Source organism: Micromonospora vulcania (assembly GCF_042658605.1).
Taxonomy (GTDB): domain Bacteria; phylum Actinomycetota; class Actinomycetes; order Mycobacteriales; family Micromonosporaceae; genus Micromonospora; species Micromonospora vulcania.
Genome location: NZ_JBHSQS010000002.1, coordinates 430,371 through 450,131, shown reverse-complemented (window position 1 = coordinate 450,131; position 19,761 = coordinate 430,371). Strand labels below are relative to the sequence as shown.

11 protein-coding genes are annotated in these 19,761 nt (G+C 73.3%); 2 read left to right on the top strand and 9 right to left on the bottom strand.

Annotated elements, in window-relative coordinates; genetic code table 11:
* Positions 1-16: 16 nt before the first annotated feature.
* The 5 genes from ACFQGL_RS04665 to ACFQGL_RS04645 form a co-directional block, all read right to left on the bottom strand.
* A complete protein-coding gene (locus tag ACFQGL_RS04665) occupies positions 17-1,186 on the bottom strand; it encodes a TDT family transporter (protein WP_377505794.1) in 1,170 nt (389 codons plus the stop codon).
* A 97-nt stretch (positions 1,187-1,283) separates the two neighbouring features.
* Positions 1,284-2,090 carry a hypothetical protein gene (locus ACFQGL_RS04660; RefSeq protein WP_377505792.1) on the bottom strand — a complete coding sequence of 269 codons (807 nt, stop codon included), beginning with the start codon at positions 2,088-2,090 and terminating at the stop codon, positions 1,284-1,286.
* A gap of 2 nt (positions 2,091-2,092) precedes the next feature.
* Positions 2,093-4,624 carry an FtsK/SpoIIIE domain-containing protein gene (locus tag ACFQGL_RS04655; RefSeq protein ID WP_377505789.1) on the bottom strand — a complete coding sequence of 844 codons (2,532 nt, stop codon included), beginning with the start codon at positions 4,622-4,624 and terminating at the stop codon, positions 2,093-2,095.
* 84 nt (positions 4,625-4,708) lie between these two features.
* Positions 4,709-7,402 carry a type 1 periplasmic-binding domain-containing protein gene (locus ACFQGL_RS04650; protein WP_377505786.1) on the bottom strand — a complete coding sequence of 898 codons (2,694 nt, stop codon included), beginning with the start codon at positions 7,400-7,402 and terminating at the stop codon, positions 4,709-4,711.
* A 129-nt stretch (positions 7,403-7,531) separates the two neighbouring features.
* Complete coding sequence (locus tag ACFQGL_RS04645) at positions 7,532-8,329, bottom strand: SGNH/GDSL hydrolase family protein (protein ID WP_377505783.1); 798 nt, start codon at positions 8,327-8,329, stop codon at positions 7,532-7,534.
* Between the two features lie 197 nt (positions 8,330-8,526).
* Here ACFQGL_RS04645 and ACFQGL_RS04640 point away from each other — a divergent pair, with 197 nt between their 5' ends.
* Positions 8,527-10,056 carry a M1 family metallopeptidase gene (locus tag ACFQGL_RS04640; RefSeq protein WP_377505780.1) on the top strand — a complete coding sequence of 510 codons (1,530 nt, stop codon included), beginning with the start codon at positions 8,527-8,529 and terminating at the stop codon, positions 10,054-10,056.
* 72 nt (positions 10,057-10,128) lie between these two features.
* Here the strand turns inward: ACFQGL_RS04640 and ACFQGL_RS04635 are convergent, their stop codons facing one another.
* The 4 genes from ACFQGL_RS04635 to gltB all read right to left on the bottom strand — a co-directional run bounded on the left by ACFQGL_RS04635 (position 10,129) and on the right by gltB (position 18,765).
* The gene (locus ACFQGL_RS04635) at positions 10,129-10,692 is read right to left on the bottom strand and encodes a hypothetical protein (protein ID WP_377505777.1); all 564 of its coding nucleotides are present in this window, start codon (positions 10,690-10,692) and stop codon (positions 10,129-10,131) included.
* A gap of 69 nt (positions 10,693-10,761) precedes the next feature.
* Complete coding sequence (locus ACFQGL_RS04630) at positions 10,762-12,351, bottom strand: MFS transporter (protein ID WP_377505774.1); 1,590 nt, start codon at positions 12,349-12,351, stop codon at positions 10,762-10,764.
* Positions 12,352-12,578: 227 nt separating this feature from the next.
* Entirely contained in the window at positions 12,579-14,090 is a 1,512-nt protein-coding gene (locus ACFQGL_RS04625; RefSeq protein WP_377505771.1) for a glutamate synthase subunit beta, read from the bottom strand.
* Positions 14,083-18,765: a glutamate synthase large subunit gene (gene gltB, locus ACFQGL_RS04620; RefSeq protein ID WP_377505768.1), complete on the bottom strand. Its 4,683-nt coding sequence runs from the start codon at positions 18,763-18,765 to the stop codon at positions 14,083-14,085. The genes ACFQGL_RS04625 and gltB overlap by 8 nt, the downstream gene beginning before the upstream one ends.
* Positions 18,766-18,918: 153 nt before the next feature.
* Here gltB and ACFQGL_RS04615 point away from each other — a divergent pair, with 153 nt between their 5' ends.
* Positions 18,919-19,755: a GNAT family N-acetyltransferase gene (locus ACFQGL_RS04615; protein WP_377506035.1), complete on the top strand. Its 837-nt coding sequence runs from the start codon at positions 18,919-18,921 to the stop codon at positions 19,753-19,755.
* Positions 19,756-19,761: the final 6 nt, after the last annotated feature.

The following is a 19,761-nucleotide window of genomic DNA, read 5'->3' as shown; positions in this document are numbered from 1 at the left end:
CCGGACAAGGAGCCGATCAAGGAAGCTCGGGGGCGGGCTGCGCCGGCAGGAAGATCCTGCCCCGGGCCGACTCCCATGCGGTGCGCGCCGCCACGGCCAACCAGGCGACGACCAACAGCACGTAGCCGACCACCGCCGCCCACCGGAAGAACACCGACCCGGTCCGCAGCGCGAGGGCGCTGGTGCCGGTGACGACGGTGCCGAACGGGAAGACGAAGCTCCACCAGGTCAGCGAGAACGGCAACTGGACCCGGACGGTGCGGACCGTCACCGCGGTGGCGAGCGCCAGCCACAGCATGGCGAACCCCCAGGTGGGCAGGCCGTAGAAGAGGCCGAGCGCCTGCGCGACCGCACCGTAGGGCGCGGGTAGCGCGAGCGGCGCGACGTTGCCGAGCAGGTTCGCGGCGGTCACCGACTGGCCCAGCGGCCCGAGGACGATCCAGAGCGTGGGCACCAGTGCGGCGGGGCCGATCCGGTGGTGGACGAGCCGCTGCCAGATCTGGGTGGTGATGATCAGGGAGGCGAAGAGGCTGAGACCGAACATGACGTAGCAGAGGAGCAGCAGGGTGAGCCGGATCTGACCCGTTGGCGCGTGCGGAACGAGCAGCGCTCCGGTCGCGGCCGACACCATCGGCGGCACCACCGGCATCAGCCAACCGCCGAACGCGGCGTCCGGCGCGACGCGGTGGCTGGTCATCATCTTGTACGGAATCCAGACGCTGGTGACCAGACCCAGCAGGGTGCCCCCGACCCAGAGCACGGTGTCCACGGCGACGGCGGCGGGCAGGCCGATCCAGTCCCGGCCCAGGAGGAGGGTGCCCGCGCCGACCGTCATGGTCGCCATCGCGGGGGCGCCCCAGAAGCCGGCCATCACCGGGTTCTCCGCGTGGGCTCGCGCGGTCGCGGGATAGCGGGTCCAGTGCACCGCCCAGGCGGCCGTCAGCGCGACCAGCAGGAAGGCGGCCAACGCCCACACCACGGTGACCGCGGCCCGCAGCCCGACCACGTGCACGGGCAGCGTCGCGGCGGCGATCGCCACGATGCTGGTACCCATGATCGAGGCGTACCAGTTCGGGCCCAGGTTCTGGAACACCTGGGACGGATGATCCAGATCGCGGAACAGCCCCCGGAGGGCGCGTGCCGGGGCGGGGTCGCCGGCCGGTGGGGCGGAGAGGAGCGCGGTCATGTCATCACAATCGCCCCGATAAGCCCGGGAAACCAACTTTCTTGTCCTGAATCACCTCGCCGCGCGACGCAGCACAAGCCACCGTGCAGGGCCGGGGTCAGCGCAGGCCACGCACCATCAGCAGGTAGCCGCAGTAGGCCATCGGCACCAGCAGGAAGCAGATCAGGAACCCGAGCGGCAGGTAGCGCGGCGGCGTGCCGACGACCATGGCGGGTCGCCCCCAACGGCCGAGCACCAGGTACCCCCCGAAGAACGCCAGCGCCGGCAACCCCGCGCAGATCCACGCGCCGAGCGTGAACCCGTCGACCAGTCCGACCCCCGAGGCGAGCACCAGGGCGAGCACCAGCACCCCGGCGGCCACGCCGCACGCGGCGTAGACGGCGACCGCCCGCCCCAGCGGTGACCAGGTCGGCAGTAGCGCGGGCCGCTGGGCCAGCAGCTCGGCCTGCTGCCCGTGCCGGTCCGCCTCGTCGGCCATCCGCCGGGCCAGTTCCAGCTCCACCGCCGGATCGACCGCCGGCGCTCGCTGGGCCGGCACCCCGGCGCCCGCCGGGCTCACCGCCGTCGGCAGCGCCAGGCGCGCCTCCCCCACCGGCAGTTGGGGGTACGCCCCGACATCCGCCCGCCCCGGCACGCCGGCTGCGCCGGCGAATCCGCCGTCCCCCGATCCGGGTCCGGCGGACGGGCCGGAGCCGACAGCGGGGTCACCGGCCGGCTGGTCGACGCCGATGGCTCGGCCGAGCTGGTCGAGGCGGTACCCCTGGGCGTTGAGCCGCTCGTGCAGGTAGTCGACGGTGGCGTGCAGGCCACGGCGGCGTTCGGACTCGGCCGCGGCGTCCCGCTCGCCGGCGCGGCGCTGCTCGGCGAGCTGTCGGGCCAGCGCCGCGTAATCCTCGAAGGACATCGTCAGCGCTCCCCGTCCAATTCGTGCTCGTCACGGGCGAACGGCACGATCAGCCGGGTGCGCTGGTCATGCCGGTCGACCAGCAGCGCCCGGTCGGGGCGGGGCGTGTAGGCCAGTTCGTGCACGCCGAGGTGCAGGGCCAGTTCGGCCCCGGGCACGTTGAGCGCGACCAGGCAGGCGACGTCGTCGCGGTTCTGCGTGCCGCCGAGGTCGTCGGCGAGCCGGCGTAGCCCACGCCACCACCCGAGCAGGTGCACCCCCTGCCCGGGGCCCTGGCGCAGCAGGGTACGCAGGTCGTCCAGGCCGGAGCGGAAGGTGACCGGGTCGGCCGCGCCGAGCACCGGTGCGGCGGCGTCCATCCCGTACACCACCAGGTATTCGCGCCCGGCGGGCGCGGCGGCGAGCGCGGCGATCCGTTCGCGCAGCTCGACCGCGTCGAGGCGCCGCACCGGGTGACCGGCGGCGCGCAGGGCGGCTTCGGTCTCGTCGGCCACCGGATCGGCGGCGCTGACCAGCGAGGCCAGCACGAAGCGGGCGTCGCCGGCGGCGTGCTGCCGGGCGAGGCTCAGCGTGGCGGCGCGCAGCACGTCCGCGCCGGCCGCCGTGGTGCCGACGACGGCCAGGTGCCGGCCGGGGGTGGCGTCCATCAGGAACAGCGCGGTGGTGCCGTGCACGTCGACCGTCCGGCCGACCAGTGCCATCGGGCGACGGCCGCCGGGTCGCAGCCCGGCGAAGGTGGGATCGTCCTCGAACCGCGCCGCCTCGTACCCCTTGAAGACCGCCGGTGCGCGCGAGCCCGGCGGGCGGGCCTGCCACAGCGCGTGGCGCAGTGCGGCGAGGTCGGAGGCGGCGGCGTGCGCGTCGGGGAAGCGCAGCACGGTGTCCGCACCGACCGCGCCGGCGGCGGTGTTGATCACAGCGGAGCCGATCGGCAGGGCCGCCGCGCTCTCGTTGAGCTGGTCGAGCACCCCGCCGCCGCCGGGTAGCGCGACCCGCAGCGCGAACTGCCCGAAGATCGCCTCGGCCCGGCCGTAGAGCGCCTCGATGCCGGTCATGCTCTGGCTGGCCAACACCAGGTGTACGCCGTAGGACCGGCCCTTGCGGGCCAGTTCTTCGAGCAGGTCGACGGACTCGCGGGCCAGCGCGTCGTTGCCGGCGAGCAGCACGTGGAACTCGTCGATGACCGCCACGATCCGTGGCAACGGGTTGTCCCGGGGCAGGTCGGCGAGTTTGGTGACGCCGTGCCGCTTGAGCGCGGTGGCCCGGCGCTGGGCCTCCCGGCGCAGCTCGCGCAGCACGGCGAGGCCGTACTCGCGGTCGGATTCGATGCCGACGGCACGGGCGTGCGGCAGCCAGGACGGGTCCCGACCGGTGGGCACGAACTCGGTGAAGCTGACGCCCTCCTTGAAGTCGAGCAGATAGAGCTGCAGCTCGGCCGGGGAGTAGCGGGCGGCCAGCCCGTAGAGGACGTCGAGCAGGAAGACGGTCTTGCCGGCGCCGGTGCGCCCGCCGACCAGCCAGTGCGGGGTGGCATCGTCGAAAGCGATGGTCAGCGGGGCGCGGCCGGCCCGGCCGATCACCGTACGCAGGCCGTTGCCGGCGGACTCGGCCCAGCGCTGCTCGGGCAGCAGCTCGGCGAAGTGCAGAGCGTCGGTACGACGGGCGGCGGCGCCCAGGTGCTCGGCGAGGGCGCGTACCGAGGCCGGCGGCGGGTCGCCGTCGAGCAGCACCGGCGCGGCGAGGCCGCTGCCGTCGGCGCTGAACGGGGTGCCGGGCGGGTCGCCGACCTGCGCGTACCGCTCGGTGAGCCGGACCTCGGTGGTGCCGCCCAGTGGCGGTGCGGTCTCGCCGGGCCGCCCGGACGGGTGCCCGGCGAGCAGCACGCAGACGGCGGCGGCCGGACCGGCGTGGGTGAGCGCGGCGAGCCGGGCCAGCTCGCGCGGTGGCGGAGCGGCGGTGGCGACCACGACCAGCAGGTGCCGGGCGTCGGGCTCGGCCTGCTGCGCGGCGCGGGCGTGCCGCTCGGCGGCATCGAGCAGCGCGGCCACCTCGGCCTCGCCGGTAGCCGGTGCGTCGAGCACCCCGGCGTCGAGCAGGGGGCGCAGCGGGCCGAAGGTGGCGCCCAGCGCGGCGGTGTCGATGCCGGCGACCCGGACCTGCCCGGCTGGTGCGGTGGCGAGCAGACGCAGCACCAGCGCCCGCAGCAGCCCCGCGACCCGGGGATCGCGGGCGTCGGTGTCCAGCGCCAGGTGGTGGCCGCCGCCGAGCGGGAGCAGCACCGGGAAGCCGCCGTCCGGTGTGGACGCCTCGCCGATCCGGACCGCGGTGGGCGCGTCGGTGAGCGGGGTGGCGCCGGGGGTGGGGGTGCCCAGCACGCCGCCGAGTCGGGCCAGTCGGGCCACCAGCTCACCGGAGCCGACCGGCGCGGCGGGAGCCGGTGCCGCGCCGAGCGCTCCCCGGGCGGCGTCCAGGTGCGTACGGGCCGCCCGGTGCGAGCTGACCGCCTGCCCGTACGCCGACGCGAGCCTGCTCAACCTCTGCCCCCAACGCCGACGGCCGTCTGGTCCCAGGAACCCTAACGGACTCCGGTGACTACCGGACAGTCCCGCGAGGACGTGTCACGCCGGGCCGCAGGCCACCGGGGCGGGTCGGTCGGCCGCCCCGCAGCGGAACACCTCCACCGGCGCGGTCGCCACGTCGGGCACCTGCTCGACCCGCATGAGGGCCAACCGCTTGTCGACCGGCTCACCCGAGTCGGGAGTGAACCGGATCAGCCCGGCCACCCCCGGGTAGCCCTGGCCGGCGTTCTGCCGAAGCACCTCGGTGTGCACGCCGACCGGGTTGACCGAGGTCGGCTCCCACCGTTGGCGCGGGTCGGCGTGGTGCAGCCGGGCGGCGAGGCTCTCCACCGCCCGGACCATCATCATCGACGCGTCGTACGCGAGACTGACCCGCTCGCCGACCGGCTGGCCGGTGTCCGGACGGCAGCGCGGCGGGTCGAGCAGATCACCGGCCTGGATCCAGGACAGGAAGCTGGCCCGGGCGTCGTCGCGCCGGCCCTCGGCGGCGCGCAGCGCCTCGCAGGTGGCCAGGGCGGCCTTGGAGACGTACGTGACCGGCAGGTTGCCGGGCGCGGCGGCGCGCAGCCCGGGGTTGGCCATGTAGCGGTTCGCCGAGTCGTCGGCGACCAGGTGCCGGGGCGGGTTGTCGCCGCACTCGCGCAGCGCCCGCAGGAAGCCGTCGAACTCGGACCACCGGCCGGCGTAGAAGAGCAGGCCCGGATAGCCGCACTCGGTGGTCAGCCGCTGCCCGGTACGCCACTCGTCGAGGCGGCTGATCCGGGGGCCGAACCGCTGCCGGAGCCCGTCGACCAGGGTGCCCACGTACAGGTCCTCGGTGAGTGAGCTGCCCTCCAACGTCGTGTAGTAGACGTGCGCCTCGTCGACCTTGAGCACCTGCCGGGCGTACGCGTCGACCATCTCCACCTGGTCCACATTGGGCGCCGAGATCTGCAGGTAGAGCCGGGAGTTGGCGTCCATCCGATCGGCGGAGAGGGTGGGCGCCAGCACCGGCAGCCCGACCTGGTTCAGCTCGCGCAGCGCGCGGGCGGTGCTGGTACGGCTCTCCACCAGGCCGACCACGCCGAGCACCGTCGGATCGTCCCGGGCCAGCTCGGCCAGCATCGCCACGGCCCGGTCGGCGTACCGCATCTGCCGGCCGCCGTTGGCCACCACGATCCGCAGCAGCGCGGCACCGTCGGCGCCGGCCGACTCCTTGAGCAGCGCGTACTGGGCGGTGGCCATCCCCTCCAGCTCCTCCCGCTCGGACACGTACGACTCCTCGTCGGCCCGGGTGCGGTTGCCGGTCAGAGTGCCCAGGTAGACGAGGGTGAGGAAGGGTCGACGCCGATCGCTGCGCTGCCACACCTCCTCGGCGGCGCGGTTCTGCGCGAAGATGCGCTCCTGGATGGTGCGCAGCCGCTGCTGGCCGGGGTCGTCGTTGAACACCTGCGCCGCGCTGTCGCTGTAGCCGACGCACTCGCCGCCGACCACCTCGACCGCGACCCGGCCGCCGGTGAGCGAGGGATGGCAGCCCGGCCCCCACCTGCTGCCCGCCCACGCGCCACCCGAGGCCAGCAGCACCAGGCAGAGCGCCGCCGGCAGGAAACGCCGCGACCACCAGGGCGGCTCGGGCGCGCTGAACGGCCGGATCCCGCCCCGCGACGGCGGGCCGGTGTCGGTGTCGTCCGGGCGCAGCACCACCAGCCAGGCCGCCGGGCGGCGCAGCCGCCGCATCTCCGGCAGGGCCTCGGCCCACTCGTCGTACGCCTCGTCGGCGTCGGTCAGCGGGTGCGGCTCGGGCAGTTCGGGCGGGGCTAGCGCGCCGGACGCGACCACGAGCAGCGGGTCGTTGCGGCCGGTCTCGGTACGCACGTCGCCGATCAGGCGGAGCAGCGCCCCGCCAACGTTGTCCGGGGTGACGTTGTCCAGCAGCAGCACCGGGTACGCGGTGCGCCGCCAGTCCGACGGACGCCACGGCCGCCGCCGGTACGCCTGCCGCAGGTCCTCCAGGAACGCGTGCAGCAGCAGCTTGTTGACCTGGTCGGGTTGCTCGCCGTCGCGCCAACCGGCGGTGAGGCGCTCGGCGAAGCCGAGGAAGGTGACCGACTGCCGGGGTGCGAGGTACTGCTGGCGCATGAACCAGCGGTAGTGCTGGCCGATCACGGGCACCCGGCCGGAGACGGCGGCCCGGAACACCACCCCGGGCACCGCCCGGCGGATCAGCCAGAGCAGCACCTGCGAGACGATGCTGACCGCGTCACCGCCGGCGGGCAATGCCTCTGCCGTACGTGGGCCCCGGCGGTCCCGCAGCCGGCGCACCAGCGCCGCGCGACTGTCGTCGGCGTCGACGCCGAAGCTGAGGCTCTGGTGCATCAGCCAGTCGGCGAGGGGATAGTGCCGAAAGCGCAGCCGGGCGGCGCCGAACGCCTCCAGGGAGAGTTGCCGGTGCAACTCGCGCAGCAGCGCCGGCACGCCCCCGGCGCCCGGCGGTGCCTCGGCGTCCAGTTTGGCGTGTGGGACCCGGCGACGGGGGCCCTGGCCGAGGAAGCGGCGCAGTGGCGCCATCAGGTCCGGGGAGTCGGTGCGGACCAGCCAGATCAGCGGCAGTCGACGGTCGCCCCGGCGAGGTCGGCGCAGCAGTCGGGCGAGCAGCGTGAAGAACTCCAGCCCGCCGGCGGGGAACCTGTCCCGACCGATGGTCGACTGCGTCTGGCCGGTCACCTCCCGCATGGACACCCCCGACCATCGCACGTCGTCACCTCCGATTCCACCCAGTGTGGTCATCGTGCGCAAGGGCGCGGTGACGGCCGGCGGCCGGGACGCCCACGCGGGGCGCTCGACCGCCGGCCGTCAGGGGTGCGGCGGGGGGTGCGGGTGCGGTCAGCCGGTGACCGCGTTCAGCGCCGGCAGGTAGCCGTACCGGTAGCCGTCGGCGTCCGGGTGGTACGCCTCGATGACGCCGCTGACGTCGTGGATCCACGGGTCACCGGCGCAGACGCCGTGACCGGCGAAGTAGGACCGGGTGTCGGCGAAGGTGGCGCCGGCCGCGCTGGCCCGGCCGGCGGTGACCGAGGCGAGCACGTCGGCGGCCTCGTTGAGGATGGTGCGCTTGTAGGTGCTCATCGCCAACCATCCGCAGGAGGACAGTTCGAACAGTCGCGGGTAGCCGAGCACGATGAGCCGGGCGTTGGGGGCGCGGTTGCGGATGGCCGCGTAGGTGGCGTCCAGCCGGCCGGGCAACGTCGAGGTGGCGAATGCCTTGGCGGTGTTGACCGCGTTGGTGCAGGAGGTGGTGCTGCCGAACCGGCAACTGGTGATCACGTCGACGAAGCCGGCGTCGTTACCGCCGATGGTGATGGTGACCAGGGTGGTGCTGGCGCTGAGCGAGTTGACCTGGCTGTTGAGCACGTCGGCGGTGACCGCACCCCCGCAGGCCGGGAAGCTGAAGCTGGTCACGCCGTGTGCGGCGGCCCAGAGCGGGGCGTACGACTTCTGACTGCGCAGGCAGGTGGACCAGTCGTACGGGCCGGCGCCGACGCCGGAGGAGTACGAGTCGCCGAGCGCGACGTAGTTGATGGCGGCGGCCTGCGCGCTGCCGGGGACGAGCACCGCGCCGAGGACGGCGGTGCACACGGCGACCAGCGCGGCCAGGGCGCGGGCCAGCGAGCGGTGGGGCATGACGGACCTCCACAGGACGGGGGTGGTGGGATCCTGTGACCGCGCGCGTGGCCAGGGGTGGAACGCTTGTTACCAGGCAGTAATGCTATCGAAACATTCAGATCAATGGAATGCCTTCGAGGCGCGGTGGGCCGGCGATGTTCACAGTTGTCGATTAGGTTGGCGAGGCGAAAACCCCGATGGAGGGAGTCCACCTCGTGCGACGAGTCCTCACGGCGGCCACCGCCGCCCTGACCCTCACCGCCGGCACCATGCTCACCGGCGTACCTGCCCAGGCCGCTCCGACGGCCTGGGGCCGACCTGTCGTCACCCTCGCGCCGCAACCCGGCGCACCCGGGTTGGGCGACAGCTACTTCCCCGACTACGGCAACGGCGGCTACGACGTCTCGCACTACGACGTGCGGCTGCGCTACGACCCGGCCACCGACCAGCTCAGCGGCACCACCACCATCCTGGCCACCGCGACCGAGGACCTGTCCCGGTTCAACCTGGACTTCCTGCTCGACGTGGAGTCCGTACGGGTCAACGGCTGGGCGGCCAGCACCAGCACCGAGGGCGTCCACGAGTTGGTGGTCACCCCGGCCCGCACGGTGACCCGGGGTCAGCAGCTCACCATCGTGGTCCGCTACGCCGGCATCCCGTCGGAGGCCCTGGTCGGCGGCTACACCGGTTGGACGCGTACCGACGACGGCGCCCTCGGCGTCAACGAGCCGGAGTCGGCGTGGTGGTGGTTCCCGAGCAACGACCACCCGCTGGACAAGGCCACCTTCGACGTCTCCGTGTCGGTGCCCACCGGCCTCGAGGTGATCAGCAACGGCGTACAGCCCCGGCCGCCACTGGCCGAGGCCGGCAACCGCACCCGGTGGAGCTGGCGGACCACCTCCCCCACCGCCACCTACCTGGCCTTCATCGCCATCGGCCAGTACGACATCGTCACCGACACCACGCCGAGCGGCCAGCCGGTGGTGAACGCGTACAGCACCTCGCTGGGTGATCTCGGGCCGGCCGCACGGGCCAGCATCGAGCGGACCGCCGAGATCGTCGACTGGGAGAGCGGGATCTTCGGCCCGTACGCGTTCGAGGCACAGGGCGGCGTCGCCGGGCCGGTGGACGGCATCGGCTTCGCCCTGGAGACGCAGACCCGACCGGTGTACGGCCCGGGCTTCTGGCGACGCGGCGCCAACACCTACGTGGTGGCGCACGAGAACGCCCACCAGTGGTTCGGGGACTCGGTCTCGGTCGCCTCCTGGCAGAACATCTGGCTGAACGAGGGCTTCGCCTCGTACGCCGAGTGGCTCTGGTCGGAGGAGCAGGACGAGGGCACCGCCCAGGAGGTGTTCGACTTCACCTACGCGAGCTACCCGGCCGATTCCGGGTTCTGGCAGGTGCTGCCCGGTGACCCGGGCGCCAACCGGGTCTTCGACGACGCCGTCTACGACCGGGGCGCGATGACCCTGCACCAGCTGCGGCTGGCCGTCGGCGACGACGCGTTCTTCGAGATCCTGCCGGCCTGGACCGCCGAGCACCGGTACGGCAACGGGACGATCGCGCAGTTCCAGGCCCTGGCCGAGCGGATCTCCGGACTGGACCTGGACGAGTTGTTCACCACCTGGCTGTTCACCGCCGGCCGACCGGACGTGGCGGCGGCCGCCCGCAAGACCGCCCCGCAGGCCGAGCCGAAGTCCTGGGCCAAGATCCGCGAGTCGCACGAGTTGTTGTCGCACTGACGCCCAACCCGGGGCCGTCGCTGTCGCGACGGCCCCGGGCCGGGTGCCGTACCCCGCTCGCGATTCGCGCAACTACCGGGATGCCGGCGCCTCCGGGACGCCCGAGGCGGCACCTTCGGTGTTCCCGCGAGGAGCTTCGCGAGCGGGCTCGGCCGTGCTCGCCTCGATGGCGCGGATGTGCCGGTACGCGAACCAGAGCGGTGGGAAGGCGCCGACCGCGAAGGACAGGTCGATCAGCGTCCAGAACCAGGGGATGTCCCGGATCGGCCCGCAGATCAGCGCCAGCGGGACGATCCCCGCACAGGCGATCATGCCGACCTGCACGACCCAGACGTTGCGTACCGGGTCACGCACCGGCCCCCAGAACGCCACCGCCAGCACCAGGTGCGCGAAGGCCAGCCAGTCGGTGCCGTAGAGCAGGAAGGGATAGTCGTCGCTGGCCGTCACGATTCCGGTGTGGACTCGCTCGATCCAGTCGACCAGCGCCGGCAGTTGACCGGCGAACGGGTCCAGCGCGCGCAGCAGCCAGCGCACCTCGATCTCCAGCGGGAACGCGGTCGCCCCGCTCAGGAAGAGCCCGATGATGACGATCCACAACCACCGGCGGGTCCACCGCAGTCGCTCCTCGATCTCCATGACCGCAGCGTAACGATGATCTTCATCGCGGTTGGCCCCGCCGGCCGGTCACCCCGGGTGACCGCTGTCTCAGTGCGACGCGACCGGCGGGCTGGCCGGCGCGGCCGGCACCGTGGGTGCGGCGGCGTGCCGGGTGTCGCGTGTCGGCGTCACCGGTCGGCTGCGGGCCGGCGAGGGCTCGCGGACGGACCATTCGCCCACGAGCCGGAGCGACCGGAGCCGGCCCATCGGCATCGGTCGGCGGCCACCGACCGCTCCGACCGGCCGACGCTGCTGCCGGGCCGCGAGCCGCACGGCGCCGAGCTGACCGGTGGCGCGCAGCGCGCGCCGCACACCGCGTACCGGGTCGCCGACGCGCCCGACGAGCCGGGCCGCGCTCAGCGCCACCCGCCGCACCGGACGACCCAGCGGCGGTACGGCCAGAGCGGTCTCGCCGTTGGGCTGCCGACTCTGCTGCCGGTCCAGGGCCACCGCCGCCGCCACGGTCGCGACCGCCGCGACGGACCCGGCCAGGACGAGCGTCTGCCGAGGCCCGGCGTGTTCGGCGAGCCAGCCGAGCAGCGGTGCGCCGACCGCGGCGGAGACCGAGCCGGTGACCGCCAGTGCGGCCAGCACCCGGCCGCGCATCGCGCCGTCGGTGTCGAGTTGGGCACGGGTGCCGACGGTCGTGTCGATGACCACCGCGGCGGCGGCGATCGGCAGGATCACCGCGGCGAAGCTCACGGTCCCCGGCGCGAGGCCGGCGACGATCTGCAGCGCACTGGCCAGCAGACCCGCGCCGACCAGGGTCCGGTAGCCCAGCACGCTCTTGCGGGCCGCGACGAGCGCACCCACCACCGTTCCGACCGCGAACACGGTCGACAGGAAGCCGTAGCCGGACGCCCCACCGGCGAGTGGCCCGTCGCTCATCGCGGCCATCGTCACCTGGTAGTTGCGACCCAGGCTGCCGAGCACGAACGACAGGGCGAGCGCGAGGAGCAGCACCGGCTGCCCCCGCAGGTAGGCGAAGCCGGCCCGAACGCTGTTGCGGGTACGGCCCTCGTCCGCCTCCGCGACCGGGGAAGCGGCCAGGACCCCCGGGCGTACGGCGAAGAGCGCGACCACCACGGCGAGAAAGCTCGCCGCGTTGATGCCGAAGAGCAGTGCGGGTCCGACGGCGGCGACCACGACGGCACCGAGGCTCATGCCGAGGATGCGGCCGGCGGAGTTGGTGAGCGAGCCGAGTGCCAACGCGTTGCCGAGCGTCTCCCGGTCCACCAGGGTCGAGGCCCAGCGCCCCATCACCGGGCCCTCGATCGCCGAGACGGCACCGGTGAGCAGCGAGATCGCGAAGATCACCGGCAGGCCGCCGACACCGGTGAGAGCGACCACCGCCAGGCCCGCGGCGAGTGTCGCGTGGGCCGCCTGGGCGGTGATCAGCAGTGGGCGGGCGGGCAGCCGGTCGGCCAGCACGCCGCCCCAGACGCTGAGCAGCAGCGTGGGCGCCGCCTGGAGCAGCACGGCGAAGCCCATCGACGTCGCGGAGCCGGTCTCCTTCAGCACGTACCAGTTGACTCCCAGGACCTGCATCCAGGTCCCGATGACGGAGACGAACCCGGCGAGCGCCCAAATCCGGTAGTTCCGGTGGCGCAATGCGGCGAAGGTGGCACTTTTGGCCACGACGGACCCTCCCGGGCGGTTTGACGGCTTGGTTGCTGACGCCGAGCACGGCGCAGTAGAACAGCCGACAAGTCTTGCCCGTTTAAACGGATTTGCCCATATTCGTGACCGGTCTCACGGCGACCCGGTCGGCCGGCGCAGCAGGCTTGTGCGCGCCGACCGACCGGTCCCGAACCGTCAGATAACGGGCAACTTGCTCGCGGAGGGCTGGACCAGTGGAACCGCCGTCAGCGCGCGACGAGCGGCTGTGCGGCCGAGCTGACCGGGGCGGGCAGCGCCCCGGCACCGCCAAGGTGAGCGTGGATCGCGGCAGCCGCCGCCCGCCCCTCGGCGATGGCCCAGACGATCAGCGAGGCGCCCCGGTGCATGTCGCCGGCGACGAACACCCCGTCGATGTCGGTCTGCCAGTCGTCCCGGGCGTCGACGGCACCCCGGGGGTTACGGGTGACCCCGAACTGGGCCAGCAGCGGCTGCTGCTCGGTGCCCTCGAAGCCGATCGCCAGCAGCACCAGATCCGCCGGCAGCTCCCGCTCGGAGCCGGGCACCACGGTAACCACCCGCCGACCGTCGCGCTTCTCGACGGTCACCTCGGCGATCCGTACCGCCCGCACCTGGCCCGTGCCGTCGTCCACGAACTCCTGCACCGCCACGGCGAAGACCCGCTCCCCGCCCTCCTCGTGTGCCGGGTAGCTGCGCAGGATCCACGGCCAGGTCGGCCAGGGGTCCCGCGCCTCGTCGCGCTCCTGCGGCGGCTGCGGGTACAGGTCGAGCTGGTGGACGCCCGCGGCGCCCTGCCGGTTGGCCACGCCCAGACAGTCGGCGGCGGTGTCACCGCCACCGATGATCACCACGTGCTTGCCGGCCGCGTCGATCGGGGTGCCGTCCGGCAGCACCGCCGGGGCCGGCTCGCCCGCACCACCGGGCCGGGCCGCGACCACGCGGTTCGCGGCGACCAGATGTGCCATCGCCTGGTGTACGCCGCGCAGCGCCCGACCCGGGGTCTCCGGGGTGTCCCGGCCCTGCAGAGCCCCGCAGGCCAGCAGCACCGCGTCGTGCTCGGCGCGCAACTGCTCGGCGGTGACGTCCACCCCGACGTTCACGCCGGTACGGAAGCGCACCCCCTCGGCGGCGAGCTGGGCCAGCCGGGCGTCGATGTGCCGCTTCTCCAACTTGAAGTCCGGGATGCCGTACCGGAGCAGGCCACCGATCGCGTCGTCGCGCTCGTACACCGTCACCGCGTGACCGGCGCGGGCCAGTTGCTGGGCGGCGGCCAGGCCGGCGGGCCCGGAACCGACCACGGCGACCGACCGACCGGACGGCGCCGGCACCAGGCGGGGAGTGAACCCGCGCGCCGCCGCCGCGTCGGCGATCTCGACCTCCACCTGCTTGATCGTCACCGGCTGACCGCCGGCGATGCCCAGGACGCAGGCCGCCTCGCAGGGCGCGGGGCAGAGTCGGCCGGTGAACTCCGGGAAGTTGTTGGTGGCGTGCAGCGACTCCACGGCGGCGTCCCAGTTGCCGGTCCGCACCAGGTCGTTCCAGTCCGGGATCCGGTTGCCCAGCGGACAGCCGTCGTGGCAGAACGGGATACCGCAGTCCATGCAGCGGGTGGCCTGCTCGCGGACCAACTCCTCGCCGGCCGGCGGGTACACCTCACGCCAGTCGCTGATCCGCACCGGCACCGGGCGGCGGGCCGGCAGTCGCCGGTCGTAGCGCAGGAAACCGTTCGGGTCAGGCACGTGCCACCTCCTGGGCAGCCACCCGCGGGGCGGGCGGCACCGGCGCGGCGGGCGCGCTGAGCGCGCCCATCACCGCGTCGTCGACATCGCGGCCGGCGGCTTCGGCGGCCCGCATGATCTCCAGCACCCGGCGGTAGTCGCGGGGCACCACGGCGGTGAACTCGGCAACCGCCTCCGGCCAGCGCTTGAGCAGATCCTCGGCGACCGACGACCCGGTCTCGGCCACGTGCCGCTGGACCAACTCGTGCAGCAGCGTCTGCTCCTGCTCGCCCAGCGGCGCGAGATCGACCAGCTCCGCGTTGACCCGGGCCCGGTCCAGCTGGTGCACGAACGCCGTACCGCCGGACATCCCGGCCGCGAAGTTGCGGCCGGTCGCGCCGAGCACCACCACCGTGCCACCGGTCATGTACTCGCAGCCGTGGTCACCCACGCCCTCGACCACGGCGACCGCGCCGGAGTTGCGTACCGCGAACCGCTCCCCCACCCGGCCGCGCAGGAAGACCTCACCGGCGGTGGCCCCGTAGAGGATCGTGTTGCCGGCGATGATCTGGTCCTCGGCCCGCTGGCCCGGCTCGGCGTCGCCGTCCAGGAAGGGCGCGGCGGCGTCCGGACGGACGATGAGCCGCCCGCCGGAGAGGCCCTTGCCGACGTAGTCGTTGGCGTCGCCGTGCAGCCGCAGGGTCACCCCGTGCGGCAGGAACGCGCCGAAGGACTGCCCGGCGGTGCCGTTCAGCACGAACTCGATGGTGTCCTCGGGCAGGCCGGCGCCACCGAAGCGGCGGGTCACCTCGCCGCCGAGCATCGCGCCGACGCTGCGGTGCTCGTTGCGTACCGCGACCTCGACGCGTACCGGCGCGCGCTCGGTCAGCGCCGGACGGGCCAGCGCGATCAGCTCGTTGTCCAGTGCCTGCTCCAGGCCGTGGTCCTGGGCGCGTACGCCGCGACGGGCCGCGTCGGCGGGCAGCTCCGGAAGGTGCAGCACGGGCGCCAGGTCCAGCCCGTGCGCCTTCCAGTGCGTCACCGCGGGAGCCACGTCGAGCAGCTCGCTCTGCCCGATCGCCTCCTCGATCGAGCGGAAGCCCAACTCGGCGAGGTAGCCCCGAACCTCCTCGGCGAGGAACAGGAAGAAGTTCTCCACGAACTCCGGGGTGCCGGTGTACCGCTCACGCAGCACCGGGTTCTGGGTGGCGATGCCGACCGGGCAGGTGTCCAGGTGGCAGACCCGCATCATCACGCAGCCGGAGACGATCAGCGGGGCGGTGGCGAAACCGAACTCCTCCGCACCGAGCAGTGCCGCGATCAGCACGTCCCGGCCGGTCTTGAGCTGGCCGTCGACCTGCACGGTCACCCGGTCCCGCAGCTTGTTGAGCAGCAGCGTCTGCTGTGCCTCGGCCAGCCCCAGCTCCCACGGCGTGCCGGCGTGCTTGAGCGAGTTCATCGGGGACGCACCGGTGCCGCCGTCGTGACCGGAGATCAGGATGACGTCCGCCTTGAGCTTGGCCACCCCGGCGGCGACGGTTCCGACACCCACTTCGCTGACCAGCTTGACGTGCACGCGGGCCGCCGGGTTGACGCACTTCAGGTCGTGCACCAGCTGGGCGAGGTCCTCGATGGAGTAGATGTCGTGGTGCGGCGGCGGGGAGATCAGGCCGACGCCCGGCGTGGCGTGCCGGGTACGGGCGATCCACGGCCAGACCTTGTTGCCGGGCAACTGGCCGCCCTCGCCGGGCTTGGCGCCCTGCGCCATCTTGATCTGCAGATCGTCGGCGTTGACCAGGTATTCGCTGGTGACACCGAACCGGCCGCTGGCGATCTGCTTGACCGCGGACCGGCGGGCCGGGTCGTGCAGCCGCTCGACATCCTCGCCGCCCTCACCGGTGTTGGACTTGCCACCGAGCCGGTTCATCGCGATGGCGAGCGTCTCGTGCGCCTCGGCCGAGATCGACCCGTACGACATGGCGCCGGTGGCGAACCGCTTGACGATCTCGGTGGCCGGCTCGACCTCCTCGATCGGCACCGCCGGGCGGACCCCGGTACGCAGGGTGAACAGCCCGCGCAGCGAGCCGGCCTGCGCCGCGAGCGCGTCCACCTTCGCGGTGTACTGCCGGAAGACGTCGTACTGCCGGCTGCGGGTGGCGTGCTGTAGCAGGAAGACCGTCTCCGGGTTGAACAGGTGCAGCTCACCCTCGCGGCGCCACTGGTACTCGCCGCCGACCTCCAGCCGGTCCGACTCGGCGGTGCCGGTCGGCGGCCAGGCCAGCGCGTGCCGCGCGGCCACCTCGGTGTGCACGCCGGCCAGCCCGACACCACCGATGCGGCTGGGGGTGCCCCGGAAGTAGCGGTCCACCAGCCGGACGTCCAGGCCGACCGCCTCGAAGACCTGCGCCCCGCAGTACGAGGAGACCGTCGAGATGCCCATCTTCGACATGATCTTCAGGACGCCCTTGCCGAGCGCCTTGGCGTAGTTGCGCACGGCGGCAGCGGGTTCGACGCCGACCAGTGCCCCGGTGGAGATCAGGTCCTCGACCGACTCGAAGGCCAGGTACGGGTTGACCGCCGCCGCGCCGTAGCCGATCAGCACCGCCGCGTGGTGCACCTCGCGGCAGTCGCCGGACTCCACGATCAGCGCCGCCTGGGTGCGGGTCTGCTCGCGGACCAGGTGCTGGTGCACGGCCGCGGTGAGCAGCAGCGACGGGATCGGTGCCAGGTCGGCGTTGGAGTCCCGGTCGGAGAGCACCAGGATCCGTACGCCGTCCTCGATCGCCTCGGAGACGTGTCGGCAGATCTCGGTCAGCCGCGCCTTGATGCCGGCGGCGCCCTCCCGGATGCGGTACAGCCCGGAGACCCGGACCGCCTTGAAGCCGGGCAGGTCACCGTCCTCGTCGATGGAGAGGATCTTGGCCAGCTCGTCGTTGTCGATCACCGGGTGTGGCAGTACGACCTGCCGGCAGCTCGCCGCACCCGGGTCGAGCAGGTTGCCCTCCGGCCCGATGGTGGAGACCAGGCTGGTCACCAGTTCCTCGCGGATGGCGTCCAGCGGCGGGTTGGTGACCTGGGCGAAGAGCTGGTGGAAGTAGTCGTAGAGCAGCCGCGGCCGGGTGGACAGCGGCGAGATCGGGGTGTCCGTGCCCATCGACCCGAGCGGCTCGGCGCCGGTACGGGCCATCGGCGCGAGCAGGATCTTCAGCTCCTCCTCGGTGTAGCCGAAGGTCTGCTGGCGGCGGCGGACCGAATCGTGGGTGTAGACGGTGTGCTCGCGGGCGGGCAGGTCGTCCAGCTCGATCAGCCCGGCGTGCAGCCACTCGCCGTACGGCTGCTCGGCGGCCAGCTCCGACTTGATCTCCTCGTCGTGCACGATCCGGCCGGCGACGGTGTCGACCAGGAACATCTTCCCGGGCTGGAGCCGCCCCTTGGCGACCACCCGGGCCGGGTCGAGGTCGAGCACGCCCGCCTCCGAGCCGAGCACGACCAGCCCGTCGTCGGTACGCCACCAGCGCCCCGGACGCAGCCCGTTGCGGTCCAGTACCGCGCCGACGATCTCGCCGTCGGTGAAGGCCACCGACGCCGGCCCGTCCCACGGCTCCATGAGGCTGGCGTGGAAGCGGTAGAAGGCCCGCTTGTCCGGCTGCATGCCGGGGTCGTTCTCCCACGCCTCGGGGATCATCATGAGCACCGCGTGCGGCAGGCTGCGCCCGGCCAGGTGCAGCAGCTCCAGGACCTCGTCGAAGTTCGCCGAGTCGGAGGCGCCCGGGGTGCAGACCGGGAAGACCCGGCGGATGTTGCCCGGCACGTTCGGCGACCGCAGCAACGCCTCGCGGGCCTGCATCCAGTTGCGGTTGCCACGGATCGTGTTGATCTCGCCGTTGTGCGCGATGAACCGGTACGGGTGCGCCAGCGGCCAGGACGGGAACGTGTTGGTGGAGAACCGGGAGTGCACCAGCGCGATCGCGCTGTCCACCCGCTCGTCGCGCAGATCCGGATAGAACGCCGGCAACTGGTCGGGGGTGAGCATGCCCTTGTAGACCATCGTGCGGCTGGACAGCGACGGGAAGTACGCCGGCACGCCCCGCTCGGCGGTCTCCCGCTCGGCCTGCTTACGCAGGCAGAACGCCACCCGGTCCAGCTCGATGCCGCGCAGCGCGGAACCGGCCGGCCCGGTGGGCGCGTCGGTGAGCCGACGCGCGGCCAGGAAGAGCTGCCGGACCCGGGGCATCGCCACCAGGGCGGTCTCGCCCAGCCCGGTCGGCTCGGTCGGCACGTCCCGCCAGCCGAGCAGCTCGGCCCCCTCGACCAGCGCGTACTTCTCGACCACCCGACGGGCGCGGGCCTCGGCGGCGTCGTCGTCGGGGAGGAAGACCAGACCGGTGGCGTACTCGCCGGCCGGCGGCAGCGCGATGTCCACCACCGCGCGCAGGAACGCGTCCGGTACCTGGATCATGATGCCCGCGCCGTCACCGGTGTTGGGCTCCGCGCCACGGGCGCCGCGGTGGTCCAGCCGGCAGAGCGCTCCGAGCCCGTTGGCGACGACCGAGTGCGAACGCCGGCCGTACAGGTCCGCCACGAAGGCGACCCCGCAGGCATCGTGCTCCTGCGCCGGGTCGTAGAGGCCCTGGGCGGACGGGCGGGGGCCGGGCGTCGGGGACGCCTGCGGGCTGTGCGGGTACGGAAAGGCCACCGGGCCTCCTGTCGTCACTCAGGTTGGTACGTGGTGGGGACGACGTCGGCCCGTGGGTCTATTGAGTCTACGTTAGGGCGAGGGGCGCACGGCCAGACGAGATTGATCACACCGTCCAGAGTCTGGGACGTGTAGTCTCGCGCGGTGGATCCGTTGCACAAGGACGTCTTTGACCGGTTGGAACGCTTCTACGACGCGGTGCCCCGGGACGTCGCCGGTGCGGAGCAGCACGGTGGCCTCGTGCTGTTCGTCCGCGAGGGCGCCGGTTGGCCGTTCTATGCCCGGCCGCGCCTCGACGCCACCGAGCCGCCGTCGCTGGCCGACGTGACCTCGGTGCGTGAGCGGCAGCGGGAGCTGGGCCTGCCGGAGGCCTTCGAGTGGGTGCACGAGACCAGCCCCGAGCTGCTGGCGGTGGCCCGGTCGGCGGGGCTGAGCGTACTGGAGGCACCGCTCATGGTGCTCGACCCGACCACGCTGCCCGACCCGGCGGCGCTGTCCGACGTACCGGTGCGGGTGCTGGCGGCCGACTCGCCCGACCTCGCCGCCGACGTGGCCGCCCGGCGGGCCGTGGCGGCCGTGGCGTTCGGCGCCGCGGGCACCGAACGCGGCCCGGCCGGCCCCGCCGAGCGGGACGCCGCCGTCACCGAGCTGGAGCTGGCCGCGCTGGACGAGGAACGCACCCGGATCGCCGACGGCCGACGGATCTCCGCGCTGGCCGGCACGGCCACCGAGGGCGCGTTGGCCAGCGGCATGGCGATGCGCGTGGACGACGTCGCCGAGATCGCCGGGGTGGCCACCCTGCCGGCCGCCCGACGCCGTGGGCTGGGTGCCGCGCTGACCGCCACCCTCGCCCGGGAGCTGCTCACCGCCGGCACCGAACTGGTGTTCCTCTCCGCGGGCAGCGAGGAGATCGCCCGGGTCTACCTACGGGTGGGCTTCCGCCGCATCGGCACCGCCTGCATCGCCGAACCCGCCCCGCTGATCCCCTGACCGGAG